Annotated in this window: 25 protein-coding genes; 17 read left to right on the top strand and 8 right to left on the bottom strand. The window is 64.6% G+C overall.

Going from position 1 to position 26,280, the window contains the following annotated elements; genetic code table 11:
* Positions 1-5: 5 nt before the first annotated feature.
* The 9 genes from VGN93_RS25170 (at position 6) to VGN93_RS25130 (ending at position 9,856) form a co-directional block, all read left to right on the top strand.
* The gene (locus tag VGN93_RS25170) at positions 6-326 is read left to right on the top strand and encodes an NIPSNAP family protein (RefSeq protein ID WP_327509716.1); all 321 of its coding nucleotides are present in this window, start codon (positions 6-8) and stop codon (positions 324-326) included.
* Positions 327-435: 109 nt separating this feature from the next.
* The gene (locus VGN93_RS25165; protein ID WP_327510028.1) at positions 436-1,461 is read left to right on the top strand and encodes a BMP family ABC transporter substrate-binding protein; all 1,026 of its coding nucleotides are present in this window, start codon (positions 436-438) and stop codon (positions 1,459-1,461) included.
* A gap of 152 nt (positions 1,462-1,613) precedes the next feature.
* A complete protein-coding gene (locus tag VGN93_RS25160) occupies positions 1,614-3,194 on the top strand; it encodes an ABC transporter ATP-binding protein (protein ID WP_327509715.1) in 1,581 nt (526 codons plus the stop codon).
* Positions 3,191-4,228, top strand: coding sequence for an ABC transporter permease (locus VGN93_RS25155; RefSeq protein WP_327509714.1), 1,038 nt, complete (start codon positions 3,191-3,193; stop codon positions 4,226-4,228). The genes VGN93_RS25160 and VGN93_RS25155 overlap by 4 nt, the downstream gene beginning before the upstream one ends.
* On the top strand, positions 4,225-5,118 hold the full coding sequence (locus VGN93_RS25150) for an ABC transporter permease (RefSeq protein ID WP_327509713.1): 894 nt from the start codon (positions 4,225-4,227) through the stop codon (positions 5,116-5,118). Before VGN93_RS25155 ends, VGN93_RS25150 begins: the two co-directional genes overlap by 4 nt.
* A gap of 8 nt (positions 5,119-5,126) precedes the next feature.
* On the top strand, positions 5,127-5,552 hold the full coding sequence (locus VGN93_RS25145) for a VOC family protein (protein ID WP_327509712.1): 426 nt from the start codon (positions 5,127-5,129) through the stop codon (positions 5,550-5,552).
* Positions 5,549-6,487, top strand: a complete 939-nt coding sequence (locus VGN93_RS25140; RefSeq protein WP_327509711.1) for a nucleoside hydrolase — start codon at positions 5,549-5,551, stop codon at positions 6,485-6,487. The genes VGN93_RS25145 and VGN93_RS25140 overlap by 4 nt, the downstream gene beginning before the upstream one ends.
* Positions 6,484-7,992 (top strand): amidohydrolase, encoded by a 1,509-nt coding sequence (locus tag VGN93_RS25135; RefSeq protein ID WP_327509710.1) that lies wholly within the window; start codon positions 6,484-6,486, stop codon positions 7,990-7,992. The genes VGN93_RS25140 and VGN93_RS25135 overlap by 4 nt, the downstream gene beginning before the upstream one ends.
* A 76-nt stretch (positions 7,993-8,068) precedes the next feature.
* On the top strand, positions 8,069-9,856 hold the full coding sequence (locus VGN93_RS25130) for a diguanylate cyclase (RefSeq protein WP_327509709.1): 1,788 nt from the start codon (positions 8,069-8,071) through the stop codon (positions 9,854-9,856).
* A gap of 91 nt (positions 9,857-9,947) precedes the next feature.
* Here VGN93_RS25130 and VGN93_RS25125 read toward each other — a convergent pair whose 3' ends face one another.
* The gene (locus VGN93_RS25125; protein WP_327509708.1) at positions 9,948-10,649 is read right to left on the bottom strand and encodes a GntR family transcriptional regulator; all 702 of its coding nucleotides are present in this window, start codon (positions 10,647-10,649) and stop codon (positions 9,948-9,950) included.
* A gap of 124 nt (positions 10,650-10,773) precedes the next feature.
* On the opposite strand from VGN93_RS25125, the gene VGN93_RS25120 reads away from it, so the two are divergent.
* The 7 genes from VGN93_RS25120 to VGN93_RS25090 all read left to right on the top strand — a co-directional run bounded on the left by VGN93_RS25120 (position 10,774) and on the right by VGN93_RS25090 (position 17,233).
* Positions 10,774-12,288, top strand: coding sequence for an aldehyde dehydrogenase family protein (locus VGN93_RS25120; protein ID WP_327509707.1), 1,515 nt, complete (start codon positions 10,774-10,776; stop codon positions 12,286-12,288).
* A 219-nt stretch (positions 12,289-12,507) separates the two neighbouring features.
* Positions 12,508-13,458, top strand: a complete 951-nt coding sequence (locus VGN93_RS25115; protein WP_319312749.1) for a substrate-binding domain-containing protein — start codon at positions 12,508-12,510, stop codon at positions 13,456-13,458.
* A gap of 70 nt (positions 13,459-13,528) precedes the next feature.
* A complete protein-coding gene (locus tag VGN93_RS25110) occupies positions 13,529-14,548 on the top strand; it encodes an ABC transporter permease (protein ID WP_327509706.1) in 1,020 nt (339 codons plus the stop codon).
* Entirely contained in the window at positions 14,548-15,279 is a 732-nt protein-coding gene (locus tag VGN93_RS25105; protein WP_327509704.1) for an ATP-binding cassette domain-containing protein, read from the top strand. The genes VGN93_RS25110 and VGN93_RS25105 overlap by 1 nt, the downstream gene beginning before the upstream one ends.
* Before the next feature lie 24 nt (positions 15,280-15,303).
* A complete protein-coding gene (gene kduI / locus VGN93_RS25100; RefSeq protein WP_327509703.1) occupies positions 15,304-16,146 on the top strand; it encodes a 5-dehydro-4-deoxy-D-glucuronate isomerase in 843 nt (280 codons plus the stop codon).
* On the top strand, positions 16,143-16,898 hold the full coding sequence (kduD, locus tag VGN93_RS25095) for a 2-dehydro-3-deoxy-D-gluconate 5-dehydrogenase KduD (RefSeq protein ID WP_327509701.1): 756 nt from the start codon (positions 16,143-16,145) through the stop codon (positions 16,896-16,898). Before kduI ends, kduD begins: the two co-directional genes overlap by 4 nt.
* A gap of 8 nt (positions 16,899-16,906) precedes the next feature.
* On the top strand, positions 16,907-17,233 hold the full coding sequence (locus VGN93_RS25090) for a cupin domain-containing protein (protein WP_327509700.1): 327 nt from the start codon (positions 16,907-16,909) through the stop codon (positions 17,231-17,233).
* A 16-nt stretch (positions 17,234-17,249) separates the two neighbouring features.
* On the opposite strand, the gene VGN93_RS25085 is transcribed toward VGN93_RS25090, so the two are convergent.
* The 5 genes from VGN93_RS25085 to VGN93_RS25065 all read right to left on the bottom strand — a co-directional run bounded on the left by VGN93_RS25085 (position 17,250) and on the right by VGN93_RS25065 (position 22,990).
* A complete protein-coding gene (locus VGN93_RS25085) occupies positions 17,250-19,139 on the bottom strand; it encodes a bifunctional sugar phosphate isomerase/epimerase/4-hydroxyphenylpyruvate dioxygenase family protein (RefSeq protein WP_327509699.1) in 1,890 nt (629 codons plus the stop codon).
* Positions 19,140-19,150: 11 nt separating this feature from the next.
* Positions 19,151-20,011, bottom strand: a complete 861-nt coding sequence (locus VGN93_RS25080; RefSeq protein ID WP_327509698.1) for a shikimate dehydrogenase — start codon at positions 20,009-20,011, stop codon at positions 19,151-19,153.
* Between the two features lie 63 nt (positions 20,012-20,074).
* On the bottom strand, positions 20,075-21,079 hold the full coding sequence (locus VGN93_RS25075) for a TRAP transporter substrate-binding protein (protein ID WP_327509697.1): 1,005 nt from the start codon (positions 21,077-21,079) through the stop codon (positions 20,075-20,077).
* A gap of 56 nt (positions 21,080-21,135) precedes the next feature.
* On the bottom strand, positions 21,136-22,416 hold the full coding sequence (locus VGN93_RS25070) for a TRAP transporter large permease subunit (RefSeq protein ID WP_327509696.1): 1,281 nt from the start codon (positions 22,414-22,416) through the stop codon (positions 21,136-21,138).
* A gap of 10 nt (positions 22,417-22,426) precedes the next feature.
* Positions 22,427-22,990, bottom strand: coding sequence for a TRAP transporter small permease (locus VGN93_RS25065; RefSeq protein WP_327509695.1), 564 nt, complete (start codon positions 22,988-22,990; stop codon positions 22,427-22,429).
* A gap of 286 nt (positions 22,991-23,276) precedes the next feature.
* Here VGN93_RS25065 and VGN93_RS25060 point away from each other — a divergent pair, with 286 nt between their 5' ends.
* Positions 23,277-23,915 (top strand): TetR/AcrR family transcriptional regulator, encoded by a 639-nt coding sequence (locus VGN93_RS25060; RefSeq protein WP_327509694.1) that lies wholly within the window; start codon positions 23,277-23,279, stop codon positions 23,913-23,915.
* 3 nt (positions 23,916-23,918) lie between these two features.
* Here VGN93_RS25060 and VGN93_RS25055 read toward each other — a convergent pair whose 3' ends face one another.
* Both VGN93_RS25055 and VGN93_RS25050 read right to left on the bottom strand, forming a co-directional pair.
* Positions 23,919-25,115: an amidohydrolase gene (locus VGN93_RS25055; RefSeq protein WP_327509693.1), complete on the bottom strand. Its 1,197-nt coding sequence runs from the start codon at positions 25,113-25,115 to the stop codon at positions 23,919-23,921.
* The gene (locus tag VGN93_RS25050) at positions 25,102-26,280 is read right to left on the bottom strand and encodes a M24 family metallopeptidase (protein WP_327509692.1); all 1,179 of its coding nucleotides are present in this window, start codon (positions 26,278-26,280) and stop codon (positions 25,102-25,104) included. Before VGN93_RS25050 ends, VGN93_RS25055 begins: the two co-directional genes overlap by 14 nt.

Here is a 26,280-nt window from a genome sequence, read left to right as displayed (position 1 = left end):
ATCCGATGATCCTGGAACACCGCACCTATACCTTCAAACCCGGCACGGTCGACAAGTGGATGAAGAAATACGAGGCCGATGGTCTCCCGGTGCAGAAGCGCCACCTCAATAAATTCGTCGGCCTTTATGTCTCGGAGCTCGGCACACTGCACACCACCGTCCTGATGTGGGCCTACGACAACCTTGCGGACCGTGAGGCGCGCCGGTCGGCCATGTATGCCGACCCGGACTGGCAGAAATTCATCTCGGAAGTCTGGGCGCTCGATGCGATCCAGAAGCAGGAGGTGATGATCATGAACCCGGCATCCTATTCGCCTCCGCTTTGAGGTGATGGGGCCACGCGCGGCGTTGCCCGCGCGTGTTCGAATACGCACTGAGAGACGACAACCAACAAAAGAGGGAACGACCATGACTGACAAGCTTTCACAATACATGATGCACCGCCGCACATTCCTGCAGGCAACTGTGGGTGCTGCCGCACTCGGCTTTGCCGCAAGCATCGTGCCGGAATTTGCCATGGCTGCCGGCGGACTGGTTGCGCTGGTCCACACACAGGCTGCCGGTGACAACGGCCCCGTGGACCAGATGATCTCCAAGCTCAAGCAGCTTTCGGAAGAAAAGGGCTTCGAGTATCGCGCGATCTACGCGCAGGACCCTGCGACGTACGAGACGATCTATCGCACGCTCGCCGACGCGGGCGCGGCGGTCATCATCTCGACCTTCAACGAAGTGGCCGAGCCTTTCAAGGCGCTGGCACCGTCCTATCCCGACACCAAGTGGATCCAGCTATTCGGCGATGCCTTCGAGCCGGCGATCCCCAATGTCGTGACCGTTTCCTACGACTATTACCTCGGCTGCTACCTCTCGGGCGTCTTTGCGGCCAAGATGACGGCGACCGGCAAGACCGGCTTCATCGGCGGCGTTTCGATCCCGCCGCTCAACGCGGATTTCAATGCGTTCAAGGCCGGCGTGCACTCGATCAACCCGGACGCCAGCGTCATCGCCGCCTTTGCAGGCTCGTTCCAGGACCCCGCAAAGGGCCAGGAAATCGCCACCCAGATGTACAATGACGGCATCGACTACATCCAGACGGACGCGGCAGCCACCGATGGCGGCATCATTGCTGCCGCCAATGAAAAGGAGGGCCGCATGGTGAGCTGCCTGGCACCAGGGCAATATGCGCTCGGCCCGAAGTCGCTCATCTCCATCGTCAGCCTCGACTTCGGCGTCTCGCTCTACAACGAGGCCACCAAGGCGGTCGGCACCGAATGGAAGGGCGGCACACACGAGCATACAGGCCTCGGCACCGGCGTCATCGACTTCATCCCCTCGCCGATCTTCGCTGAACAGGGTTCGGCGGAGCTGAACGCCAAGGCGAAGGAAGCACTGGTCGAAGTCGACAAGGCGCGCGCCGGCATTCTGGACGGTTCCATCAAGGTTCCGTTCAACACCACGCTCTAAGCCTCCGGCGCCGGCCCGCAAGGGTCGGCGTGGAGCCTTGACGGATTACTGGCATCGGCCTCCCTTTTCTCGGGGAGCGTCGCCGGAGGTTCGCGGATCGTCTGCAGCCCTGTTGATGTCCGCGAACCTTTGCTCTCGATAGGAACCGCATCATGTCGAATCTTTCGAAGCCTGCCCTGGAGTGTCGCAACGTCACTGTGAAATTCGGAGACGTGACAGCGCTGTCTGACGTCGCAGTTTCGTTCGCTGCCGGGCAGATCCACGCAGTGCTGGGCCAGAACGGTGCGGGCAAGACGACCTTCGCGCGCGTCGCCGCGGGGCTCGTTCAGCCGACCTCGGGTGCTGTCGACGTGATGGGTCAGGAAATCCGGACCGGCCAGGTGAGTGAAAGCCGGGCTGCGGGTGTGGAACTCGTCCATCAGAGTTTCGCCCTGCCGCCCTCCTTCACCGTCGCCGAGGCCATGGAATTCGGTGCTCCCGGCAAGGGAGGCATCTACAGCCGCAAGGGCCTTGCGGAAAAGTGGCGGGCGCATCTTGCCGGGCTCGATGTCCAGGTCGATCTCAACAAGCGGATCCGCGACCTGCCGATCGAAACCCAGCAGGGTATCGAGATCGCACGGGCGCTCGTCACCGATGCGCGGGTGCTGATCCTCGATGAGCCTACCGCGGCGCTCTCGCCGTCCGGCATCGACATGCTGTTTAACCGCGTCCGGCGGCTCAAGGAGCGCGGCGTCACCGTCATTCTCATCCTGCACAAGATTCGCGAAGTTCTCGGCATTGCCGATATGGTGACGGTGCTGCGCGGCGGGCGGAAGGTCGAGGGGCCGCTTCCCATCACCGAAGTGTCGGCCGAGAGGCTCGCCAACCTGATCGTGGGCGATGCCGTTGCCAAGACACTCGATCAGCACGATCGCGACGCGTTGGTGGGAACGGAGCCACAGACGGGCGAAGACACCCGGAAATCGGGGCATGCGAACGGCCCCACCGTGCTCTCCATGAAGGCCGTCTCGACGCGGCCCGACAGCGAGGGCATCACGCTCGATAACATCCACCTCGACATTCGTCCGGGCGAGATCGTCGGCATCGCCGGCGTGGAAGGCAACGGGCAGAAGACGCTTGTGCGGGCGATTTCCGCGCTTGCGGATCTTGCCGGCGGATCGATCACGCTCTCGGGCCAGGACGTGACCGGCAAGCCGCTCGCCGCCCGCCGGGCGATCGGTCTCCGGATCATTCCCTTCGAGCGGAATGTCGAGGGGCTTAGCCTTACCAGCTCGCTCTGGCAGAACTGGAGCGCGCGGGAGCTGCTGCAGGGCAGCCTGCTCAGGATGATCAGGCCCTCCGCAGTGCGCGAAGCCTGCGACCAGTCACTCCGGGAATGGAGCGTGCACTATCACAATTCCGGGCAGAAGGCGGGGTCTCTCTCGGGCGGCAACGCGCAGAAGGTCATTCTCGCACGCGAGGTCGACGGCGATGCGAAGCTGATCATCGCCGCCCAGCCGACGCGCGGCCTCGATATCGGTGCCACCGCCTTCGTGTGGCAGGCGCTCCGGCAGGCGCGTGATCGCGGCGCTGCCGTGCTGCTCATCTCGTCGGACCTCGACGAACTCTTCGACATTTCCGATCGCGTCGTGGTGATGCTGTCGGGGCGGGTGAACGGCGAATTCCGCGCGCCCTTCGATATCGGCTCGGTGGGTGCCGCAATGACGGGTGCGGGAGCGAGGGCAAGCGCATGAAAGACAGTCTTCTCACGGTCATCCGCAGCCTGGTCTTCGTCGCCTTGGCGCTCATCCTCTGCGCGCTGGTGTTCCAGCTCGCCGGCTACAATGCGCCGACCATGCTCTGGGCGGTGGCCGATGGCGCCTTCCTGCGCAGCGGCGCGATCGAGCAGAGCCTCCGGTGGGCGCTGCCGCTGTTCATCACCGCCGTCGGCGTCGGCATTTCCTTCCGGGCGGGCTTCTTCAACATCGGCGCCCAGGGCCAGTTCTATGTCGGCGCGATCTGCGCCGCCTTTGCCGCCGAGGCGTTCAAGGGCGGGCCTGCATTCCTCGTCATTCCGGCCCTGCTGATATCCGGCATGCTCGGCGGCGCGCTCTGGGCGCTGTGGCCGGGGCTTCTCCGGCTGCGCTCCGGCACCGACGAGGTGATCACCACGCTGATGGGCAATTTCATGGCCGGCCTGCTGCTGGTCTATGTCACCTCCGGGCCGCTCAAGGACCCCTCGGGCTCCGGCCAGCAGGCCTCCAGCCGCCCGCTCGATGCCGCCTACCGCATCTCGGATTCGCTCGGCCTGTCCCCGACGATCATTGCGATCGCGGTGGCCGTCGGCATCCTGATGTGGCTGCTTGTCAACCGCACGGCCTTCGGCGTGCTGGCGAGCCTTGCCGGCCGCAACGGCACGATGGTCGAGTGGCAGGGCGCGCGGCTCTGGAAGCTCGGCCTGTCGAGCTTCCTCATTTCGGGGGCGCTTGCGGGCCTCGCCGGCACCATCGAATTCATGGGCCCGAACGGCCGCATCGCCTCCGGCTTCCTGCCGGCGCACGGCTTCACCGCCATCCTGATCGCGCTTGTTGCCAATCTCTCGGTGGTCGGAACCGCGGTGGCGGCCGTGTTCTTCGGCGGCCTTGCCTCGGCAGCGCTCTACCTGCCGATCATGGCCGGGCTGCCGGCCGCCGCGATCGACATCATCAACGCGGCGATCGCGCTGTTCATCACCGCACGGTCGAAACTCATCGACAGGGTGCTGCGTCTCGGGGGGAGGCCGTCATGAACGACATCATCATCGCCATCCTGCGTTCCGGAACGCCGCTGATCTACGTCACGCTCGCCGGCGTCATCGCGCAGCGAGCGGGGGTCTGGAACCTCGGCCTGGAGGGCCTGATGATCATCGGCGCCTGCGCCACGATCCTCGGCATCATGGTCACCAATTCCATCGTCGCGGCCCTCCTCATCGCCATTCTCGCCTGTGTACTCGCCTCGATCCTCCTCTGGTTCGTCATCGACAGGCTGAAGGCCAATCCCATCATCGCCGGCCTTGGGTTGACCGGCCTCGGCATCGGCGGCACGGCGCTTGCCGTGCAGTCGATCTTCGGCAGCCAGGGAAGCGTGACCGCGCCCTTCGGCCTTCCGAAGCTCGGACCGGCCTTCGGCGCCTATGGCGTGCTGTCGATCTCGGTGGCCGCCATGCCGTTCGTCGTCTTCGGCATGTGGGTGCTGCTCAGGCGCACGCGCTTCGGGCTCCGGCTTGCCGCCTGCGGCGAGCATCCCTTCGCCGCCCGCAGCGTCGGCGCCAATCCCTCCCGCATGCGGCTCGTGGCGCTGGCGATCGGCGGGGCGCTGTGCGCCATCGGCGGCGCGGAACTCGCCGCCGGCAGCCTCCAGTTCTTCGCCCAGGGCATGACATCGGGCCGCGGTTTCATGGCGTTTGCCGCCGTCATCTTCGGCGCGGCCCATCCGGTGGGCGCCACCTTCGCCGCACTGTTCTTCGCCGTGGTGGGGGCGATCGGCATCCGGGCCCAGCTGATGTTCGGCGACAGGATCCCGCACGACCTGCTGCAGGCGCTGCCCTATCTCGCCACCGTCTTCGGCGTCTGGCTCTCCGGCAAGCTGCGCGGCGGCGCGAAGGCCGCGAGCTCCTTTGCCGAACTCAAGGACCAATAGGAGGCACGATGAAATTCGCGCAACGCCATCCCATTCAGGACGTCTGCATCCTGGTCACCGACCTCGAAGCGTCGATCCGTTTCTATACGGAGAAGCTGGGCTTCGAACTCAAGCACCGCGCGCCAGGCTTTGCCGATTTCACCGGCGCCGGCCTGACGCTCGCGCTGTGGGAGCGCGCGCATATCGAGACCCACGCCAATGTGCGCGTGCCGCAGGGTTCCGCATCCGCCGTGCTTGTGGCCGTGAGGCTGGACAGTTGCGCCGACATCGACGCGCTCTATGCCGATCTCCGGAAGGATGGCGTCGCCTTCGTCAATCCGCCGGCCGATTATCCGTGGAATGCGCGCTGCCTGTATTTCTACGGACCTGACGGCGAGACCTGGGAGCTTTACGCCTGGCTCGACGGCGGCGCTCCGGGCAAGGTGGCGGCATGACGCGCAAGCTCGTCATCCTCACCGATCCCGGCCAGGACCAGGCCGCCGCCATCCTGATGATCCTCGGCCGGCCACAGGCGTTCGACGTGCTGGGGCTGGTCGCCACGGCCGGCAACATCAGCCTCGACCACACGATCGCTAATTGCCTCAAGCTGATGGAACTGGCCGGGCGGCCGGACATACCCGTTTTCGCCGGTTGCCCCCATCCGATCCTCCGCCCGCTGGTGATGGCCGAGCACGTGCATGGCCCGACGGGCCTCGACGGGCCGGACCTGCCGGCGCCGTCGATCCGGCAGCAAGACAAACATGGCGTCGATTTCATCATCGACACCGTCCGCGCCCATCCCGGCGAGGTGACCATCTGCTCGCTGTCGCCGGTGACCAACCTTGCCATGGCGTTGCGCAAGGCGCCCGACATCGCCGGCAAAATCCACGAGGTCGTCGCGATGCTCGGGGCCTATTTCGAGGTCGGCAACATCACGCCGACGGCGGAATTCAACTGCTATGTCGACCCCGAAGCCGCCGACATCGTGCTGAAGGCCGGCATCAGGACCACGCTCCTGCCGCTCGACGTGACCCACCGGATGCGCTCGACGCCGGAGCGGCTGAATGCCATGCGGGCGCTCAAGAACCGCTGCGGCGTGGCGACCGCCGAAATGCTGGAATTTTCCGAGGCCTTCGACCTCAGGAAATACGGTTGGGAGGGCGCGCCGCTGCATGGGCCCTGCGTGCCCGCCTTCATGCTGGCGCCGGACATGTTTTCGGGCCGGCAGATCAACGTCTCCGTCGAACTCCACGGGACGCTGACCGCCGGCATGACGGTTGCCGACTGGTGGCAGATCACCGACCGGCCGAAGAACGTCTTCTATGTCAGGGACGGCGATCCCGCCCTCTATTACGACCTTCTCATCCGGTCCCTGGGGAACCTGCCATGAGTGAAATCCTGATCCGCAACGCCACCATCGTGGCGATGGACGGCGTCCATGGCGCAACGCCCTTTGCCGGCGATATCCTCATCGAAGACGGGATCATCAAGGCCGTCGGCGAGGCGCTCGCCGCCGGGCCGGAGGCGCGCATCATCGACGGGCGCGGCAAGCTGGTTATGCCCGGGCTCGTCAACGCCCATACCCATTCCAGCGAGACCTTCCTTCGGGGCCGCTACGAGCGCATGCCGCTCGAAATCTGGCTGCTCTATGCTTATCCGCTGCTGATGAACGACCCGATCGGCGAGCGCCTGCTCTACCTGCGCAGCCTGCTTCTGGCGATGGAATCGCTGCGCAACGGCGTCACCACCTTCTGCGACGATTTCTTCGATCCGCCGCGCCATGATCTCGACCGCCTCGCGACGGTCTTTCGTGCCTATGACGATGCGGGCATCCGTGCCAATGTTTCGAGCGCCGTGATGAACGTCCATACGCTCGACGCGCTGCCCTTCGCGCGCGAGGTCATGCCGGCCGCGTTGCAGGCCCTTCTCGATTTCGGCCCGCCGATGACGGCGGGCGCCTATATGGACTATTGCAGATCGGCCTTCTCCAGCCTGCATGGCAAATCGGGCCGTCTGAATTTCATGATCGCGCCCTCGGCGCCGCAGCGCTGCACGCCGGATCTCATGGCCGCCTGCATGGATCTCGCGATCGAAAAACACGTGCCGTTCCACACGCATATTCTCGAAACCAAGACCCAGGCCGTGACCGGGCACATGCTGCACGGCAAGTCCCTGATCGCCTACATGCACGATCTCGGCCTCCTGAAGCGCAACACGACGATCGCCCATTCGGTCTGGGTCAGCGACGAGGACATGCGGCTGATGGGGGAGGCGGGCGTCTCCGTCGCCCACAATGCCGTGTCGAACCTCAAGCTCGGCGCCGGCATCGCACCGATCCGCCGGCTGCTCGATGCCGGCGTGACGATCGGGCTCGGCACGGACGGCGTCTCTTCGAACGACACGTCGCGGATCTTCGACGTCATCCGGGTTGCCGGCCTCGTGCACGGCGTTGCCGGGCCGGACTATGAAAAATGGGTGACGGCGGACGAGATCCTCACCATGGCGACGATCGGCGGCGCGAAGACCGCGATGCTGGAGCAGGTGACCGGCTCGATCGAAATCGGCAAGGCGGCCGATCTTCTGATCCTCGATCTGCGCACCTATCCGTTCATGCCGCTCAATGGTGTCGCCAAACATCTGGTCTATTCGGAAAACGGCTCATCGATCGAGACGGTGATGGTCGCCGGCCGGATCGTGATGCAGGAGGGGCGTCTGACCACGGTGGACGAGCGGGCCGTCTTCGACGAGATTGCCGAACTCGTGCCGGCCTATCTCGCCGAACATGCCGAACTCGAGCGCCGCAACAGAGTTTTCGAACCGGTCATGGCGGAAATTCATCGTCGCGCCACCCGGATGGATATCGGACTCGACCGTTATCAGGGGGATTCTGCCTGACGGCTGGGCTTGTCCCCGGCACAATCAGCAGTGTTTCCTTAATCATCTTGCAAGCAGCCGCTGGCACTGTGCGCGGATGAGAATCACCACGATCACCAACTGGGCCTACGGCATCACCGTCGTTTTGACGGCGCTGTCCGGGGCGTCCTTCATCATGTCGTCGCGCAGCGCCCTTCAGGAACGTGTCGCGGTCGAGCAGCACCTGACGCTCGACACGCTCGCCGAAGAACTCGCACTCGGCGCCGAGGTCCGCAGCGACGAAGCGAGGCTCTACGTGATGCGCGGCGAGGAGCGCCACTTGCAGGCGTTTCACGCGGAAGAGCAGACGGAGCGGCGCCGCGAAGCGGCCGCAGGCAAGCTCGCGGCCGAAAAATTGACGCCGGCCGAGGTGGCGGCGCTGGCGGATGTCGTGAGGGACGCGGAGGAACTGGACAAGATCGAGGTGGCCGCGGTCGAGGCATTTCAGCGTGGCGACAAGGTCGCGGCGCAGGATGTTCTCTTCGGCGCGGAGCATGAACGGGTTCAGAAAGCCCTTCTCCAGACGGTCGCCCATTTCCGCGATCTGACGGCGACGCGCGCAACGTCTGAGCTTGAAGCCGCCCGCGCGCGCAGCGACTGGTGGAGCCTTGCCGCCGAAATCATGCTTGCGGTGACGGGCGCGCTGTTCGTCGGCGTGCTTTATTTCGTTCTGAGGCGGCGGGTGGCGATGCCGCTGATGCGCATGACCGGGATCGTCAGTAGGCTCGCGAAGCAGGATTATACCGTCGAGCTGCCGGTCGACCGGCGGGGTGACGAAATCGGCGAGATGAACGAGGCCATCGACGTCTTCCGGACAAACCTGATCGAGCGCGAGCGGCTCGATTCCGAGCGAAGGGCCGATCAGCGTACCAAGGACCTCATTCTCCAGATGATGCACCGCGTACAGGCGTGCGAGAACCAGGCGGAACTGACCGATGTCATCGTCCGGTTTGCACCGCAGATCTTTCCCGGTCTCGCCGGCGGCCTCTATGTTCTCAATGAAGGCAATACGTCGCTGGTGCGCGCCGGGGCATGGCTCGAGCCGAAACATTCGGCTGCGGTCTTTCCCGCCACCGCTTGCTGGAGCCTGCGACGCGGTCGCGCGCACCAGAGCAGCGCCAATGGATCGGACGTGCCCTGCCAGCACCTCGATCCTCCCGATGTGACGGCGCTCTGCGTTCCCCTGACGGCCCAGGGCGACATGATCGGGCTTCTGTCCCTGGAAGAGCGGGACGAGGACGCACTCGGGCCGATGGGTGCAAGGCTCTATCTCGAACTGATCGCCGAGAATGTCGGCCTGGCGATCGCGAACCTGCAATTGCGGGAGAAGCTGACGACGCTTGCCGTGCGCGATCCGCTGACCGGCCTCTTCAACCGCCGCTTCCTGGAGGAAACCTTGCAGCGGCACACCAGGGACCATGCCGGCGAACCGCTCGTCTGCCTGATGATCGATATCGACCATTTTAAGCGCTTCAACGATCAGTTCGGCCACGATGCCGGCGATCTGGTCATGCAATTCGTCGGGCAGACGATTCGTGAAGTCTGTGTCCCCGATGGCTATGCGTTCCGGTTCGGTGGCGAGGAGTTTACGGCGCTGCTGCCTTTCCCCGGTGAACAGGAAGGCATCGAACTCGCAAATACGCTGCGCGACAAGATCAGCAGCGTCGCGCTCTCCCATGCCGGCCGGATTCTCGGCACGGTCACCATCTCCGTCGGGGTGGCGGCGTCGCCGGGCGACGGCGCGGTCGAAACCCTTGTCACACGGGCCGATGCCGCGCTGCTGCAAGCCAAGGCGGAAGGCCGCGATCGGGCGGTTGCCGCAAGCACGGTCCACAGGAAGAGTTGATCGGCGACGGCGTTCTCAAGCCCCCGACGCGCTCACCGTGTTGAGCCGGCGCGCCGCTAGGTGAGGATGCCCTGCGAGACGCCCGCTTGCGTCATTCGAACAGGCCGGGATGATCGGCCTCGATCTGCGGCAGGTCGGAAAGGATGCCGTTGAGGTGGCTGCGCATGGCGGCCGCGGCGGCCTCGGCATCCTTGGTGTCGATGGCGGCGATGATCGCCTCGTGTTCGGAAATCAGCCGCGTCATGGAATCGGGATGGCGGAGTTGCAGGTTGCAGACCCGGTCCATATGCGCCTTGATGTCCGAAATGGCGTTCCAGGCGAGGCCACAGCCGGCGCCCTCGGCAATCGCGATGTGAAACTGCTCGTCCTCGCGGCGGAAGGCATTGTGGTCGTGTGCTTCCATCGCGGCTTTCTGGCGGGAAAGGATCGTATCGATCTTGCGCCGGGTCCAGGCATCGAAGGTCTCGCTGGCCCGCCGGGCCACGGCAGTCTCGATCGCCTCGCGCACGAAGCGCGCTTCCATCATCTGCCGCGCTGAAATCCTGACGACCACGGTGCCCCGGTTCGGACGGATATCGACCAGCTTCGACTTGCCGAGCGCGATCAGCGCCTCGCGCACCGGCTGGCGCGACACGCCCATGCGCGTGGCGATCTCCTGCTCGGAAAGCCGCATGCCGGGGGCCAGTTCGAGGCGGATGATCTGCTCCCGCAGGTCGCGCTCGACCTGCGCCGCCGCGGTTTCGCCGGTGTCGATCTTCAGGGATTCAAGGTTCATCTCTTTCGCCGCCGTCATGCGTTGACATCCAATTTAAACCACCATACAGTACCATACATCTTAAACGCAACATAAATCCGGTAGCCTGAAAACCGGGTGAACAGGGAGGGGCCGGCACCATGTGTCCGGCCGTGGGAAGATATTGCTGTCCAATTTCATTGCACCCGATTCCAGTGACGCGCGGCTGAACATTAAATCCCGCTACCGGATGCTTGTCGATGGCAAGTCGGTGGATGCCGCTTCGGGCCGGACGATCGACCGGGTGAGCCCCGGCCATGCGGGCGTCGTAGTCGGCACCTGGCCGGAGGCTTCGGCGGATGATGTGCGGCTCGCTGTCGCCGCCGCGCGCAGTGCCTTCGATACCGGCCCCTGGCCGCGCATGTCGGGCGCCGAGCGCTCGCGCCTGATGTTCAAGGTGGCGGACCTTATCCTTGTGCATCAGGAAGAGCTGGCGCTCGCCGAGAGCCTGGAGGTCGGCAAGCCGATCAACCAGGCGCGCGGCGAGATCGGCTTCTGTGCCGATCTCTGGTCCTATGCGGCGGGACAGGCCCGGGCGCTCGAAGGCCAGAGCCACAACAATATCGGTGACGACCGCCTCGGCCTCGTGCTGCGCGAAGCGGTCGGCGTCGTCGGCATCATCACGCCGTGGAATTTCCCCTTCATCATCGCCTCCGAGCGCGTGCCGTGGGCGATCGGCGCCGGCTGCACGGTGGTGCTGAAGCCCTCCGAATTCACCTCCGGCACCTCGATCCGCATGGCGGAACTGGCGCGTGAGGCCGGCATTCCGGATGGCGTCTTCAACGTCGTCACCGGCTATGGCGATCCGGCCGGCCAGGTGCTGGCCGAAGACCCCGGCGTCGACATGGTCGCCTTCACCGGCTCCGTGCGCGTCGGTACCAAGCTCGGCGAGATCGCGGCCCGCAGCGTCAAGCGCGTCGGGCTGGAGCTCGGCGGCAAGGGGCCGCAGATCGTCTTCGCCGATGCGGATATCGACGCGGCCGCCGATGGCATCGCCTATGGCGTCTACCACAATGCCGGCCAGTGCTGCATTTCCGGCAGCCGGCTGCTGGTGCAGGAGGGCATCCGCGATGCGCTGATGGAGCGCCTGCTCGACATTTCGCGCAAGGTGACCTTCGGCGATCCCTTGAACGAGCGCACCAGGATCGGCGCGATGATCTCTGAGGCGCATGCGGACAAGGTGCATTCCTATGTGGAAGCTGGCATCGCGTCGGGCGCGGAACTGCTGCTCGGCGGCGAACGGGTCGGCAGGGAGGCCGGGCTCTATTACGCGCCGACGGTTTTCGCCGGCGTGACCCCGGACATGTCGATCGCCCGCGAAGAAATCTTCGGGCCGGTGCTATCGACGCTGACCTTCAGGACGGCGGACGAGGCCGTGGCGATGGCGAACGCCAGCGATTTCGGTCTGTCGGCCTCGGTCTGGTCGACCAATCTCGAAAACGCTTTGCAGAGCATCCGCCGCATTCGCGCCGGCCGCTGCTGGATCAACAGCGTCATCGACGGCACGCCGGAACTGCCGATCGGCGGCTACAAGAAAAGCGGTCTCGGCCGCGAACTCGGCCGCTACGGTTTCGACGAATATTCCCAGTTCAAGGGCGTGCACGTCACGTTCGGGCGCCCGGCGCCCTGGTTCGGGTAACCGGCCGCTCAGGCGGCAGGAGCAATTCCAGCAAAAGTGTGAAGCGGTTTTGCGTCCGGAATTGCGAAAAAACAAAGAGATAGAGCGTTTTCGCTTTTCGTAGAAAGGCGGAAAGGCTCGGGAGGAAAATCTCGGCTGGCGTGATCTTTGGTCGGAGCCCGCCAGCCGAGACTTGGGTCTTTTGGACCCGCATTGCACATCCATAGGGAGGATACGCAAATGAAATTGACCAGGTTGAAAGCTGCGGTTTTGGCCGCGGGCGTTACCACCATGCTGGCATCCACGGCGCTTGCCGCGGACGTCAAGGCCACGATGATCATCTACCTCGATCCGAGTGTCCAGTTCTTTAACCCCGTGGTGAAGGGCGCGCAAGACGCGGCCGCGGCGTTCGGCGTCGATCTCGACGTGCAATATGCCAACAACGATCCGGTGCGCCAGAACGACCTGATCGAGAGCGCAACCGCCAGCGGCGTCGACGGCATCGCCGTCGCGATCTCCTCGTCGGATGCCTTCGACGAGAGCATCTGCGCGGCGGTCAAGGCCGGTATCGTCGTCATCGGCTTCAACAATGACGACCTCGACGGGGCCAAGGGCAATTGCCGCCAGGCCTATGTCGGCATGGACGAATTCGCCTCCGGTTACGAACTCGGCAACCGGATGATCAAGGAATTCGGCCTGAAATCCGGCGACGTCGTCTTCAACCCGCGCGAAATTCCGGAAGCGAGCTTCGCGGTCGCGCGTGGCGGCGGCATCGAGAAGGCGATGACGGAAGCCGGCATCAAGGTCGAGACGGTTCGCGCCGGCCTCGATCCGGCGGAAGCGCAGAACATCATGGCGCAGTTCCTGATCGCCAATCCGACGGTGAAGGCGCTGTTCGGCACGGGCTCGGTGACCTCGACGGTGGGCGCTGGGGCCATCAAGGATGCGGGTATCGACATCCCGTTCGGCGGCTTCGACCTTGCGGTCGAGATCGTCAACGCGGTGGAAACCGGCGCGATGTTTGCGACCATGGACCAGCAGCCGTATCTCCAGGGCTACCACCCGATCGCCCAGATCGCGCTTGCCAAGAAGTACGGGCTGACCCCGACCGACATCGACACGGGGCAGGGCGCCTTCCTCGACAAGTCGCGCATCAGTTCGGTCAAGCCGCTGATCGGCAGCTACCGCTAACAGCATCAAGAGGGAGCCTGCCGGCGTGCCCGGCGGGTTTCCCCGTTCCCAAACGATCGAGTGCCAGACCGTGACCCCTATCCTAGCAGACAGTGCCGCGCCCCGGTCGCGGACCCAGAGACAATCCATCCTCAAGCAGATCATGGCCATGCCCGCGGGCGGCATCTTCCTCGTCTTCATGGCGTTGCAGGTCGTCTGCATCGCCGGTGCGCTGCTCTATCCAAACGAGTTCCGCTATCTCTCGCCGCAGAACCTGACGATCCTGATGAAGGCGATCCCGGTGCTCGGGTGCCTGGCGCTCGGCGCCGGTGTGCTGATGATCGCCGGCGAGTTCGACCTTTCCATCGGCTCCGTCTACACGTTTACGGCGGTCCTGATCGCAACGCTCGTCGAAGCGGGGTTGAGCGCCTTCCTTGCCGCACCGCTCGGCATTCTGGCCGGCGTGCTGATCGGGCTATCGAATGGATACATCACGCTGCGCTTCGGCCTGCCGTCCTTCATCGTCACGCTCGGCGGCCTCCTGTTCTGGCGCGGCGCCGTGCTGCTCTATAACGGTGCGGTGCAGGTGCGCTTCGATCCGGAGCCCGCCTTTTCCAGCCTGTTCTCCGGCACACTTCTCGGCATCAACGCCGCCTTCATCTGGATCGTGCTCTTCGTCGTCGGCTTCCATTTCCTGCTGCACCGCCACCGCTTCGGCAACCATGTCTTCGCCACGGGCGGCAATCCAGGGGCGGCCACGGCCATCGGCATCAATACGAACCGCGTCAAGCTCATCGCCTTCGGCATTGCCGGCGGCATGGCGGCGGTAGCGGGCATTCTGGCCACGGCGCGCGTCGGCAGCGTACAGCCGGGACAGGGCGCCGGCCTCGAACTCCAGGCGATTGCCGCCTGCGTTATCGGCGGCTTGTCGCTGCGCGGCGGTCGTGGCTCGATCGTCGGCGTCTTCCTCGGCGTGCTGCTCATCCACACCATGACGGATGTGCTGCTGCTGCTCCGCGCCCCGGGCTTCTATCTCGACATGTTCATCGCGACGCTGATCGTGGTGGCCGCCATCTTCAACCATCTCATCGAGCGGCGGGGTCTTGCGTGATGGCGAACCTTCTCGAACTGCACAATATCTCGAAAAGCTTCGGTGCCCTCACGGCGCTCAGAAACCTCAGCTTCCACATCGGCGAGGGGGAGGTGGTCGGCCTGCTCGGCGACAATGGCGCCGGCAAGTCGACAACGGTCAACCTGATCTCCGGCATCCACAAGCCGACCGACGGTTACCTCAGCGTCGATGGCAAGAAAACCGCCTTCACCTGCCGCTCGGATTCCGCCGATGCCGGCATCGAGACGATCTACCAGCACACGGCCCTCGTCGATAGCCTCTCGATCACCCGCAACATCTTCATGGGGCGGGAACGGACGGACCGCTTCGGCTTCCTCCGGCAAAACGAGATGCGCGACATCGCCATGGACGTGCTGCAGAACGCCGTGCACATCTCCGGCATCGACAGCCCGGATACACTCGTCGGCAATCTTTCCGGCGGCCAGAAACAGGCCGTCGCCATTGCGCGCGCGGTCTACTTCAAGAAGCGCGTGCTGCTGCTCGACGAGCCGACCTCCGCACTCTCCGTGCGCGAGACGGAAGCGCTGCTGAACCAGGTGCTGAAGCTGAAGTCGGAGAACGTCTCCAGCGTGCTGGTGACGCACAATATCTACCACGCCTACCAGGTCTGCGACCGTTTCGTGATCATGAGCCACGGCACGAAGGTGTTCGACGTCGCCAAGGCCGACACGACGATCAGCCAGCTGACCGAATATGTCGTTCTCACCTGACACAATCCTGAAAGAGGCAATGCCGTGACTATTTCCGTATCAGTACGCCAGGTCGTCGGGCCTGAAGATGCCGCAAGGCGCAACACCCAGGGCCTGCGCGATGGCTTCGTGATCGAGGCGCTGTTCCAGCCGGGCAAGGCGAGCCTCACCTACAGCCATCTCGACCGCATGATCGTCGGCGGCGTGGTGCCGCTTTCCGAAACGCTGGTGATCGACTGTGTTCCAGAGACCGGCACGGAGCGGTTCCTGGAGCGCCGCGAGGTGGCGATCGTCAATATCGGCGGCGCAGGCACCGTCAGCGTCGGCGGCAAGGACTATGCGCTCGGCTTTCAGGAAGCGCTCTATGTTGGCATGGGCGAGGGCGCGCTCGGCTTTGCCAGCAGCGACCCTGCCGCTCCGGCTTTGTTCTACCTGTTGAGCGCACCGGCGCACCGCGTATGCCCGACGGTGCACATCACGCGCGAGATGGCGAAAAAGGTCGTGCTCGGCTCGGCGGAAGAATCCAACGCCCGCACCATCAACCAATATGTGCACCCGGATGTCTGCGAGAGTTGCCAACTGCTCGTCGGGCTGACCATGTTCGAGCCGGGTTCCGTCTGGAACACCATGCCGGCGCATGTGCACGACCGGCGCATGGAGGTCTATCTCTATTTCGGCATGCAGGAGGCGACGCGCATCTTCCACTTCCTCGGCGAACCGGGCGAGACGCGGCATGTCGTGCTGAAGAACCATGAGGCGGTGTTGTCGCCCGGCTGGTCGATCCATTCGGGTGCGGGCACCGGGCGCTATGCCTTCATCTGGGCCATGGCCGGCGACAACATGAGTTTCACCGACATGGACAAGGTGCCGATGGACGCGCTGCGATGACCCACTTCGACCTGACCGGGCGCACGGCAATCGTCACCGGCGCCAATACCGGCATCGGGCAGGCCATCGCCGTTGGGCTGGCGAAGGCGGGCGCCGACATCATCGGCGTCGGGCGCTCGGCCATGACGGAGACGGCGGCGGAGGTCACATCCGCCGGCCGAACCTTCCTGTCGATCACCGCCGATCTTTCGCAAGCGGGTGCCGGGGCCAGCGTCATCGAACAGGCGCTGGCGGCGGGTGCAACACCGGACATCCTCGTCAACAATGCCGGCATCATCCGCCGCGCCGACGCGCTGGAGTTCACGGAAGACGACTGGGACGCGGTGCTGGACACCAACCTGAAATCCGTCTTCTTCCTTTGCCAGGCCTTTGCGAAAGCGGCGATCGCGGGCCAACGCAAGGCGAAGATCATCAACATCGCCTCGCTGCTCTCCTTCCAGGGCGGCATTCGCGTGCCCTCCTACACCGCTGCAAAGAGCGGCCTTGCGGGGCTGACGAAACTGATGGCAAACGAATGGGCGGCGCGCGGCATCAACGTCAACGCCATCGCGCCGGGCTATGTCGAGACCAACAACACGGTGGCCTTGCGGGCGGATGCGGAGCGCAGCGCCGATATATTGAAGCGTATTCCGGCCGGCCGCTGGGCAAGGCCCGAAGACATGGCGGGTGCCGCGGTTTTCCTCGCGGCGCCGGCATCCGACTACATACATGGCACCATCCTGCCGGTGGACGGCGGATGGCTCGCCCGCTGAGAGGACATATGCAACATTATACCCTGCCCGAAGACACCGTCTGGACCGAAGTCGCGCCCGGCAACCGCCGCGCGGTGCTGAGCCACCGCCCGGAACTGATGCTCGTCGCTTTCCGCTTCGACGAAGGCGCCATCGGCGCGCTGCATTCTCACCCGCACACGCAGGTGAGCTACGTTGCCGAAGGCGCCTTCGACGTCACGGTGGACGGCGTCACCACCCGGCTTGCGCAGGGAAGCAGCTTCATCGTCGCCCCGAACCTCGTGCACGGCGTGGTCGCGCTGGAACCCGGCCTGCTGATCGACACGTTCACCCCCCGGCGCGACGATTTCCTGTGAAGCGTCCGCCCTATGATCAGGTCCGCGGCATGCCGGTCGGGCGCAGGTGGCGGCGCAGCGCCGCGATGCGGAAGATGGCGTTTGCCGCGCCATAGCCGCGATAGCCCCGGCGTTCCACGATCTCGAAGAAGAAACCCTCGTGGTAGGTGGGGCTGTAGAGCTGGAAATATTCGCCGTGTTCGTCGCGGTCGTAGAGGATGTTGTGCGCCTGAAGGCGTTCGGTGAGGGCGGGGTCGAGGCCGAAGCGCGCTTCGAGATCGTCGTAGTAGTTCTGGGAAATTTCCAGCGCGACGAAGCCGTTTGCCGCCAGCGCGTCCGCCGTGGCGAAGATGTCGTGCGTGGTGAAGGCGAGGTGCTGGATGCCGGAGCCGAAGGTTTCGCTGATGAAGCGACCGGCGACGGTGTTGCGGTTTTCCGCGCCGTTCATGGTGATGCGAAGCGAGCCTTGCTCGTTCTCCACCACCTGGCTGCGCACCAGGCCGGACGGATCGACGATGTCGACCATGGGCGTCTTCTCGGCCTGGAAAATCGCGGTGTAGAACAGCAGCCAGGTCAGGAGTTCGTCATAGGGCATGGTCTGGGCGACATGGTCGATGGTTTTCAGCCCGGCGTCCTGCGTTTCCGGCGCATTTTCCAGGGGAACGAATTCACTGTCCCAGATGCGCGAGAGGTCGCTCGTCCGGTCGAGAAAATAGAGGACGCCGCCGCCGACGCCGCGCACGGCGGGCATTTCGATCTCGCCGGGATCGAGCGGCTGCTCGAACTCTTCCGCGCCGAGCGCGATCGCCCGTTCCCGCGCCGCTCTTGCATCCTCGACGAGAAGGCCCATCGCATAGGCAGACGTGCCGTGCACGAGGTAGGAGGAGCCGGCAAAGCCTCGATCGTCCGCATTGACGACAAGCCGGATGTCCCCTTGCCGGAACACCGTGACGTTCTTCGTCCTGTGGCGCGCATCCCGGCGAAAGCCGAGCATGGCGATCGCCGTCTCAAGCTCGGGCGCTTCGGCCGCGTCCACCGTGAACTCCACGAAGGCCACGCCGTCCACCCGGCTGCGCGCCGGCATGTCCGGCACGTTCAGCGACAGATTGGCATTGGCGCGGCGAATCCGGTCACCGAGATAGAGCAGGGACCGGTGCCCGTCCGCGGCGATTGCGGCCGGTGAGCCGCCGCGAAACTGGTCGTTGAAGATTTCCAGCGAGAGATAACCGTCGTAGCCCGTCTCTGCCACGGCGGCCATGAAGTCCTGCACCGGCAGCTCGCCTTCGCCCGGCATGTTGCGGAAATGGCGGCTCCAGTAGAGCAGGTCCATGTCGATCTTCGGCGCATCGGCGAGCTGGATGATAAAAATCTTTTCCTTCGGGATCGAACGGATCGAGTTGACGTCGATCTTGCGCGCCAGCGTGTGGAAGCTGTCGAGGATCAGGCCGATATTCGCATGGTCGGCGCGCCGCACGATTTCCCAGGCGTCCCGGTGGTCGTTGATGTGCCGGCCCCAGGCGAGCGCCTCGTAGCCGACCCTGAGGCCGCGTCTGGCGGCGCGCTCGCCCAGTTCGTGGAAATCGGCGGCGGCGCGATCGAGCCCGCCAAGGGCGGCGGTGGAGACGTTCGAACAGACGAGCACGAGGTCGGTGCCCATCTCCTGCATCAGGTCGAACTTGCGCTCGGCGCGGTCGAAGGTGCGGCTGCGCAGCGGTTCCGGCATGCCTTCGAAATCGCGGAAGGGCTGGAACAGCGTGATCTCCAGTCCGAAATCACGCACCATGCGGCCAAGCTGGCGCGGGCTTTCGTCGAAGACGAGAAAGTCGTTTTCGAAAATCTCGACGCCGTCGAAGCCGGCCTTGGCGATGGCCGAGAGCTTTTCACGCAGGTCACCGCTGAGCGATACGGTTGCAATCGAGGTCTTCATGGCGATGCCCTTCAGCGTGCAAGGGTGTTGAAATGGGCAAGCATGCGCTCGGCATCGGGCTCTATGCCGGTGAACAGCCGGAAGGCGCCGACAGCCTGGAAGACCGCCATGCCGCCGCCATCCAGCGTCCGGCAGCCACGTCGCCGCGCTTCGCGCAGCAGTTCTGTTTCGAGCGGAAAATAGACCACCTCGGCCACCCAGTGCCGGGGGTCGAGGAGATCGGCCGGCAAGGGCAGGCCGGGATATTTCGCCATGCCGGTCGGCGTCGCATGCACGAGACCCGCGGCCTCCCGCATGGCATGGGCGAGCGTATCGGCGACGGCGACCTCGGCGCTCGGAAAGAGCGGCGCCAGGGCGTGCACGAGCGCCTTCGCTCGCTCGGTCTCGCGGTCGAAGACCAGGAGCTTTTTCAGGCCGAGCGAGAGCAGCGCATAGGCCGTGGCCGCACCGGCACCACCGGCGCCGAGTTGCAGCGCCGAGGAGAGGTCGGCCTGCGGCAGGCCTTTGCGGAAGCTTTCGGCAAAGCCCCACCAGTCGGTGTTGTGTCCAAGGCGCTTGCCGTCACGCATCACGATCGTGTTGACCGCGCCGAGGTCGCGGGCCTGCGGCGAGAGGTCGTCGAGAAAGGGGATCACGCTCTGCTTGCAGGGATGCGTGATGTTGAGCCCGGCGAGCCCGCGGGCCTCCGCCTCCTCGAGCAGGCGCGGCAGGTCCTTCGGCGTCGCGCCGATCTGGCTGAGGTCGATCAGCTCGTATGCGTAGGAAAAACCCTGCGCTTCGCCCTCGCGCATATGCATGGCGGGCGTCAGCGATGCCTGGATGCCGGCGCCGATCAGGCCGGCTTTCATCGGTTTGAGCAGCGTTTCGATCATCTCGCAGCGGTCCGTTGAGAGGTCAGGGCCGGCCCACCGGGATCGATGGGCCGGTTCGGCGGCTCAGTTGCCGCGGATGGTCTCGAGTTCCTTGAAGAGGGCCGACACCGTCTCCGGGCCGATCTCGGCGCTGAACTTTTCGATCAGCGGCTTCACGGCGTCGCGCAGCTTCTGGGTTTCCTCCGGGCTCAGCTCGTTGACTTCCATGCCGGTCGCCTTGATGCCCTCGATCGCCTTGGCATCCACCTCGCGCGAGACCTTGCGCTGGTAGTCGCGGGCCTCGTCGGCGGCCGACTGGAAGAGGGCCTTCTCCTCGTCGTTCAGCCCGTCCCAGGTCTTCTTGCTCATCAGCACGATCTGCGGATTGTACTGGTGACGGGTCACCGTCATGTACTTCTGCACCTCGAAGAATTTCGCGTTGAGGATGTTGGCGGCCGGGTTTTCCTGGCCGTCGACCGTGCCGGTTTCGAGCGCGGTGTAGAGTTCGGTATAGGGCAGCGGCACGGCGTTGGCGCCGAGGCTGTTGAACAGCTCGATCGGGATCGGCGACTGGATCGTGCGGATCTTCAACCCGTTGATATCTTCCAGCTTGGTCACCGGATGACGATTGTTGGTGAGGTTGCGAAAGCCCAGTTCCCAGTAGCCAAGGCCGACGAGGCCCGTGGCCGGCAGAAGCTCCATCAGGCTGGTGCCGAAGGCGCCGTCCATGATCTTGTCGGCTTCCTCGCCGCTGTTGAACAGGAAGGGCAGGTCGACCGCGCCGAACTGCTTGACGTTGCCGGCGAGGATGCCGGCATTCAGCACCGTCATTTCGATGACGCCGCCCTGCAGCGCCGAGACGGTCTGCACGTCGCCGCCGAGAACGCCGCCCGGGAACAGCTTGACGTCGATCTTGCCGCCGCTCTTCTCCTTCACCAGCTCGGCGAATTTCTCCATGCCGGTCACCTGCGGGTGACCCTTGTTGTTGGCCGCCGCGAATTTGAGCTGATGTTCGCGGATTTCCGCCGAAGCTGGCAGCGCCATCAGCACCGCCACTCCGAAAGCCAGTGTCTTCAATTGGTTCAGCATGTTTTCCCTCCCAGGTTTGGCCGCTTTTGTGATCGGCCGGTTGAATGAATGCGGGTTCAATGCCCCATCAGCGCGACGGGAACCGTCACGATCTGCGGAAACAGGATGAGCAGAAGAAGCACGATCAGCTCGGCGATGAGGAACGGCATGACGCCCTTCATCAACTGCTCCATGCTAAGCTTGGAGACGCCGCAGATGACATTGAGCACGGTGCCGACGGGCGGCGTGATCAGGCCGATCGAGTTGTTGATGATGAACAGCACGCCGAAATAGACCGGATCGATGCCGGCCTCCCTGATGACCGGTATCAGCACCGGCGTCATGATCAGGATGGTCGGGGTCATGTCCATGGCGGTGCCGACCAGCACCACCATCGCCATGATGGCAAGCAGGAGCAGCGTCTGGTTGTCCATCAGCGGTTCGAGCAGCGACACGAGTTCGCCGGGAACGTCGGCGACGGTGACGAGCCAGGCGGAAACGGCCGCGCAGGCGACGAGGAACATGACGACCGCGGTGATCTTGGCCGCCGAGACGAAGACGCCGAAGAGTTTTGCCGGCGGCAGTTCGCGGTAGATCACCATCGACACGAACAGCGAATAGACCGCGGCGACGACGCCCGCTTCCGTCGGCGTGAACACGCCGAACTTGAGGCCGACGATGATGATCACCGGCAGCATCAGCGCCCAGATGCTATCGACGAAGGCCTTGAGGCGCACGGCGCCGCTCTGGCGGGGCGGCAGCGCGAACTGCTCCTTGCGCGCGACGATCAGCCAGGTGATGCACAGGGCCACGGCGATCATCAGCCCCGGCACGATGCCGGCAAGGAAGAGTTTGGTGATCGAGACGCCGCCGATGACGCCATAAAGGATGAAGCCGATGGAGGGCGGGATGATCGGTCCGATGACCGAGGCCGACGCCAGCAGGCCGCCGGTGCGGGCCGGGTCATGGCCGGATTTCACCATCATCGGGTAGAGCAGGGCGCCAAGTGCCGCCGCATCGGCGACCGCCGAGCCGGAAAGGCTCGACAGGATGCAGGCCGCGAAGATCGCGACGAAGCCGAGCCCGCCGCGAATGTGGCCGACCAGGGCCATGGCGAGGTTGACGATGCGGCGCGACAGGCCGCCGGTATTCATCACTTCGCCGGCCAGCAGGAAGAACGGCACGGCCATCAGCGGAAAGCTGTCGGCGCCGTTGAGCACATTCTGCGCAACGATCTGCGCGTCGAACAGGCCGAGATACATCATCAGGGCAACGCCGCTGAGGATCAGGGCAAAGGCGATCGGTACGCCGAGCGCCATGGGAACGAGAAGGGCACCGAGGAAAATCGTGACGGTCATCGGCGCGGCCTCATCGCTTGACGGAAGGGGTGACGAGGGACGGGGCGGGCTGGTGCTCGAGCGAAAGCTCGTCCTCGCTGTCCTTGACGAATTCGGCCGTGGTCACGTCGATGCGGCCGGTGAGAACGCCGATCATGTCGGAGAGGATGAGCAGCAAGGCAGGGACGCCGAAGGCGAGACCGGCGCCGTAGAAGAACCCCATCGAAATGCCGGTTGCCGGGGCGGAGACGTGGAGGTTGATCACCGTCTGGGTCCAGCTGCCGCTGATCATCAGCCAGGTCGCCCACAGCATCAGCGCCTGGCCGCAGAGAACGGCGCTCTTGGCGGTGCGAGGTGACAGGCGGCGCAGCAGAGAATCGACGCCGAGATGCCCGTGCTCGCGCATCGCCACGACGGCGCCCAGAAAGGTCAGCCAGATGAAGAAGATGCGCGACAGTTCTTCCGAATAGGTGATGCCGGTGTTGAAGGCATAGCGCAGCACGACATTGCCGAAGACCAGAACGACCATGCCGGCAAGCAAGGCGGCGATCGCGGCCTTCAGGACCAGGAAGCAGAAATCGATGATGCGGACCATGGTGCTCCTCCCAAAGCGAATTGCCGCTTGCGCGGCCCCGTTCCTCCCTGGCGCAGGTCCGGCGGGACGCGTTGGGGGCACGGCGCCCTGACAGCTTCCTCCTCGCCGTCAAAGTCCACTACAAAATGTACTAACTAGTACGTATGTCAAGTGGCATCTCTTGAAAGACCTCTCCAACCTCAATATGACTTTGAGCAGGGGCAGGAAGCGGAGGCCTTTGGCGCATCCGCTTCGTTTCGGTTTCCTGATGAAAATCAGGGTGATCGCCGGGAGGAGCGACGGAGGAATGGTGGCGCGGGCTGAAACGAACCGAAAGAACGATCCGGAGCGGACGAAGGAGGACATCCTCGCCGTCGCCACCGAGGAGTTCGCCACTCACGGTCTCGCCGGCGGGCGAGTCGATGCCATCGCCGAGCGCACGCGCACGTCCAAGCGCATGATCTATTATTATTTCGGCGGCAAGGAGGGGCTCTATCTTTCCGTGCTCGAACGCGCCTACCGCAAGATCAGAACCCTGGAAGAGGATCTGAAGCTCGCGAGCCTTGCCCCGGAAGAGGCGCTGCGCACGCTGATCTCCAGCACCTTCGAACACGACGAGGCCAATCCCGATTTCGTGCGCCTGGTCAGCATCGAGAACATCCACCACGCCGCGCACATGCTGCGCTCGGAAGCGATCCGCGACCTCAATGTCTCGGTTATCGCAACCATCGCCGGCATTTTGGAGCGCGGTCTTGCGGACGGGGTCTTCAAGCGGCAGGCCGACCCGATCGACGTGCACATGCTGATCAGCGCCTTCTGCTTCTTCCGCGTCTCCAACCGCTACACGTTCGGAACGATTTTTCGCCGGGACCTGTCGGAGCCCGAAACGATGACGCGCCACAAGGGCCTAATCGCCGACGCGGTTATCACCTATCTCAAGGGATAGGCCTTATTCCGGCGGCTGGAGGAAGGTGCGGGCGGCGGCGCAGAGCACCAGCGCGCCCTGTGGTAGGGCGGCTTCATCCACCCGGAATTTCGGGTGATGCAGCGGATGGATCGCATCGACCTCCTCGTTGCGAATACCGAGGCGGAAATAGACCGAGGGGCATTTTTCACTGTAGAAGGCGAAGTCGTCGGCAGCGGTCCAGCCGGGCAAGGCGAGCACATTTTCCTGCCCGATGATCTCGCTCCCGGCACGCCGGACCACCTCGACCATTTCCGGCGCATTGACGACCGGCGGTTCGCCGCGTTGCAGGTTGATTTCGACCGTGGCGCCATGGGTCGCCGCCACGCCTTCGAGGATCTGGCGCAGCCGAGTCCAGGCTTTCTGGCGCGTTTCCTCATGTCCGCTGCGGATCGTGCCCTTCAGCCGGGCCTCGGCGGCGATGACATTATAGGCCCCGCCGCCTTCGATGCCCGTGACGGAGATGACGAGCGGATCGTAGGGATCGATCTCGCGCGCCACGATCTTCTGCAATTCCGTGACCATCGAGCAGGCGACGGCGATGGCATCGATCCCCTCGGAGGGTTTTGCGGCATGGGCGGAATTGCCCATGACGACGACGTCGAAAATATCGCAGGCAAGCGTGTAGGGTCCGGCGCCGACCGCGATCCTGCCGGTCGCGGTATAGGGGTCGACATGAATGCCGATCGCCGCATCGACATCGTCGAGCAGCCCTTCCTCCACCACCCGCCGGCCGCCGAGCGGCTCTGCCTCTTCGGCCGGCTGGAAGATGATGCGCACGGTGCCGCTGAACGCTTGTTTCTGCTGGTCGAGCAGCACCGCGGCGGCATAACCCATCGCGGCATGGGCGTCATGCCCGCAGGCATGCATGACGCCGGGACGCTCGGAACTGAACGGCACGCCGGAGGTCTCGGTGATCGGCAGTGCGTCGATATCGGCGCGGATGACGACCTTGCGGTTGGACGGACCGGCGGTGCCGACGATATCGACGGCGAGGCCGAAGCCGGCGACGGGCCGGACGTTGCGGAGCCCGGCATCTTCCAGGACCTGCTTCAGGTAGGCCTGCGTCTCGCGCTCTTCGTTCGAGAGTTCCGGATTGCGATGCAGGTGGCGCCGGATGTCGATCATCCGGCGCTCAAGTGCCGCCTCTATTGCGCCCGTGCCGATGTCAGGATTTGACATGGATGTCTCGCGAGAAACGGGTCAGCGTCTCATTGCCGCTTTCCGTCACGAGGATCGTTTCGCTGACCTCGATGCCCCAGCCGTCCATCCACATGCCGAGAATGGAGTGCAGCACGTTGCCGGGCTGCAAGACGGTCTTGTCGCCGGGGCGCAGGCTGATCGTGTGCTCGCCCCAGTCCGGCGGATAGGCGACGCCGATCGAATAGCCGATGCGCGATTCCTTCTTCAGGCCATAGCGCTGGATGACCTGGCGCCAGCTTGCCTCGACCGCTTCCGCGGTGATGCCCGGCCGGATGGTCGCGAGCACGGCCTCCATGCCTTCGAGCACGGCCTTGCTGGTGTCGCCGACCTTGGTCGGCATGGTGCCGAGCTGCATGGTGCGCGCGAGGCCGGCGGTATAGCGGCGCACGACGCCCGCAAGTTCGAGGGCGACGGTTTCGTTCGCGCCGAACCGGCGGTCGCTCCACATGACATGCGGCGCCGAGGCGTTCTCGCCGCCGAGGATGGTCGGCGGCAGGGCGGTGATGTCGCCGGCGAAGTCTGGAGAGCCCGCCACCTGCGCCGCCTGGATTCTGGCAATCGCGTCGCATTCGCGCACGCCTGGCGCAATCACCTCATAGGCGGCGGTAACGGCCGCTTCGGCCAGGCGCGATGCCTTGCGCAGGTAATCGATCTCGGCCGCCGACTTGACGCTGCGGATCCAGTTCACCAGCAGGTCCGCATCCTGGAATGTCGCGTTCGGTAGGCCCGCGGTGAGGCGGGCATGGGCCTTGGGCGAATAATAATAGGCTTCGAACTCGATGCCGATCGTGCCGCGGCCCCAGCCTTTCCGGCTGATCCATTCGGCAATCCAGTCCATCGGGTGCCGGTCGGCGCGCTGGACATGGTCTTCAGGGAAGCCGACGACGTTTTCGGGCTTCATCCAGGCGGTGAGCAGGCCGCCCGCGGCGTCCATGGCGCGGCCGATCCAGACCGGCTCTTCGTCGACGAGCGGGACCAGCACCACCTGCGGCGTATAGAACGACCAGCCGTCATAGCCGGTGATGTAATGCTGGTTGGCGACGTCGTTCACGATCAGCAGATCGAGATTGCGCCGCGCCATTTCTGCGCGGATGGCCTGGAGCCTGGTCCTGTATTCGCTGAGCGCGAAGGGCAGTTGGATCAT

Origin of the sequence: Shinella sp. (genome assembly GCF_035998705.1) — a bacterium.
Classification (GTDB): Bacteria; Pseudomonadota; Alphaproteobacteria; order Rhizobiales; family Rhizobiaceae; genus Shinella.
Note: the sequence above shows the minus strand (reverse complement) of the source record. Positions and strands in the feature narration are given on the sequence as shown.

Excerpts from the sequence above, each read along its gene's own strand:
- VGN93_RS25165 (WP_327510028.1), top strand. The coding sequence starts at position 436 with ATGCACCGCCGCACATTCCTGCAGGCAACTGTGGGTGCTGCCGCACTC.
- VGN93_RS25085 (WP_327509699.1), bottom strand. The coding sequence starts at position 19,139 with ATGAAGACCTCGATTGCAACCGTATCGCTCAGCGGTGACCTGCGTGAA.
- VGN93_RS25065 (WP_327509695.1), bottom strand. The coding sequence starts at position 22,990 with ATGGTCCGCATCATCGATTTCTGCTTCCTGGTCCTGAAGGCCGCGATC.
- VGN93_RS25140 (WP_327509711.1), top strand. The coding sequence starts at position 5,549 with ATGACGCGCAAGCTCGTCATCCTCACCGATCCCGGCCAGGACCAGGCC.
- kduD (WP_327509701.1), top strand. The coding sequence starts at position 16,143 with ATGACCCACTTCGACCTGACCGGGCGCACGGCAATCGTCACCGGCGCC.
- VGN93_RS25130 (WP_327509709.1), top strand. The coding sequence starts at position 8,069 with ATGAGAATCACCACGATCACCAACTGGGCCTACGGCATCACCGTCGTT.
- VGN93_RS25150 (WP_327509713.1), top strand. The coding sequence starts at position 4,225 with ATGAACGACATCATCATCGCCATCCTGCGTTCCGGAACGCCGCTGATC.
- VGN93_RS25050 (WP_327509692.1), bottom strand. The coding sequence starts at position 26,280 with ATGATCCAACTGCCCTTCGCGCTCAGCGAATACAGGACCAGGCTCCAG.
- VGN93_RS25135 (WP_327509710.1), top strand. The coding sequence starts at position 6,484 with ATGAGTGAAATCCTGATCCGCAACGCCACCATCGTGGCGATGGACGGC.
- VGN93_RS25115 (WP_319312749.1), top strand. The coding sequence starts at position 12,508 with ATGAAATTGACCAGGTTGAAAGCTGCGGTTTTGGCCGCGGGCGTTACC.
- VGN93_RS25055 (WP_327509693.1), bottom strand. The coding sequence starts at position 25,115 with ATGTCAAATCCTGACATCGGCACGGGCGCAATAGAGGCGGCACTTGAG.
- VGN93_RS25090 (WP_327509700.1), top strand. The coding sequence starts at position 16,907 with ATGCAACATTATACCCTGCCCGAAGACACCGTCTGGACCGAAGTCGCG.
- VGN93_RS25170 (WP_327509716.1), top strand. The coding sequence starts at position 6 with ATGATCCTGGAACACCGCACCTATACCTTCAAACCCGGCACGGTCGAC.
- VGN93_RS25075 (WP_327509697.1), bottom strand. The coding sequence starts at position 21,079 with ATGCTGAACCAATTGAAGACACTGGCTTTCGGAGTGGCGGTGCTGATG.
- VGN93_RS25125 (WP_327509708.1), bottom strand. The coding sequence starts at position 10,649 with ATGACGGCGGCGAAAGAGATGAACCTTGAATCCCTGAAGATCGACACC.
- VGN93_RS25080 (WP_327509698.1), bottom strand. The coding sequence starts at position 20,011 with ATGATCGAAACGCTGCTCAAACCGATGAAAGCCGGCCTGATCGGCGCC.
- VGN93_RS25155 (WP_327509714.1), top strand. The coding sequence starts at position 3,191 with ATGAAAGACAGTCTTCTCACGGTCATCCGCAGCCTGGTCTTCGTCGCC.
- VGN93_RS25145 (WP_327509712.1), top strand. The coding sequence starts at position 5,127 with ATGAAATTCGCGCAACGCCATCCCATTCAGGACGTCTGCATCCTGGTC.
- VGN93_RS25060 (WP_327509694.1), top strand. The coding sequence starts at position 23,277 with ATGGTGGCGCGGGCTGAAACGAACCGAAAGAACGATCCGGAGCGGACG.
- VGN93_RS25070 (WP_327509696.1), bottom strand. The coding sequence starts at position 22,416 with ATGACCGTCACGATTTTCCTCGGTGCCCTTCTCGTTCCCATGGCGCTC.
- VGN93_RS25105 (WP_327509704.1), top strand. The coding sequence starts at position 14,548 with ATGGCGAACCTTCTCGAACTGCACAATATCTCGAAAAGCTTCGGTGCC.
- VGN93_RS25160 (WP_327509715.1), top strand. The coding sequence starts at position 1,614 with ATGTCGAATCTTTCGAAGCCTGCCCTGGAGTGTCGCAACGTCACTGTG.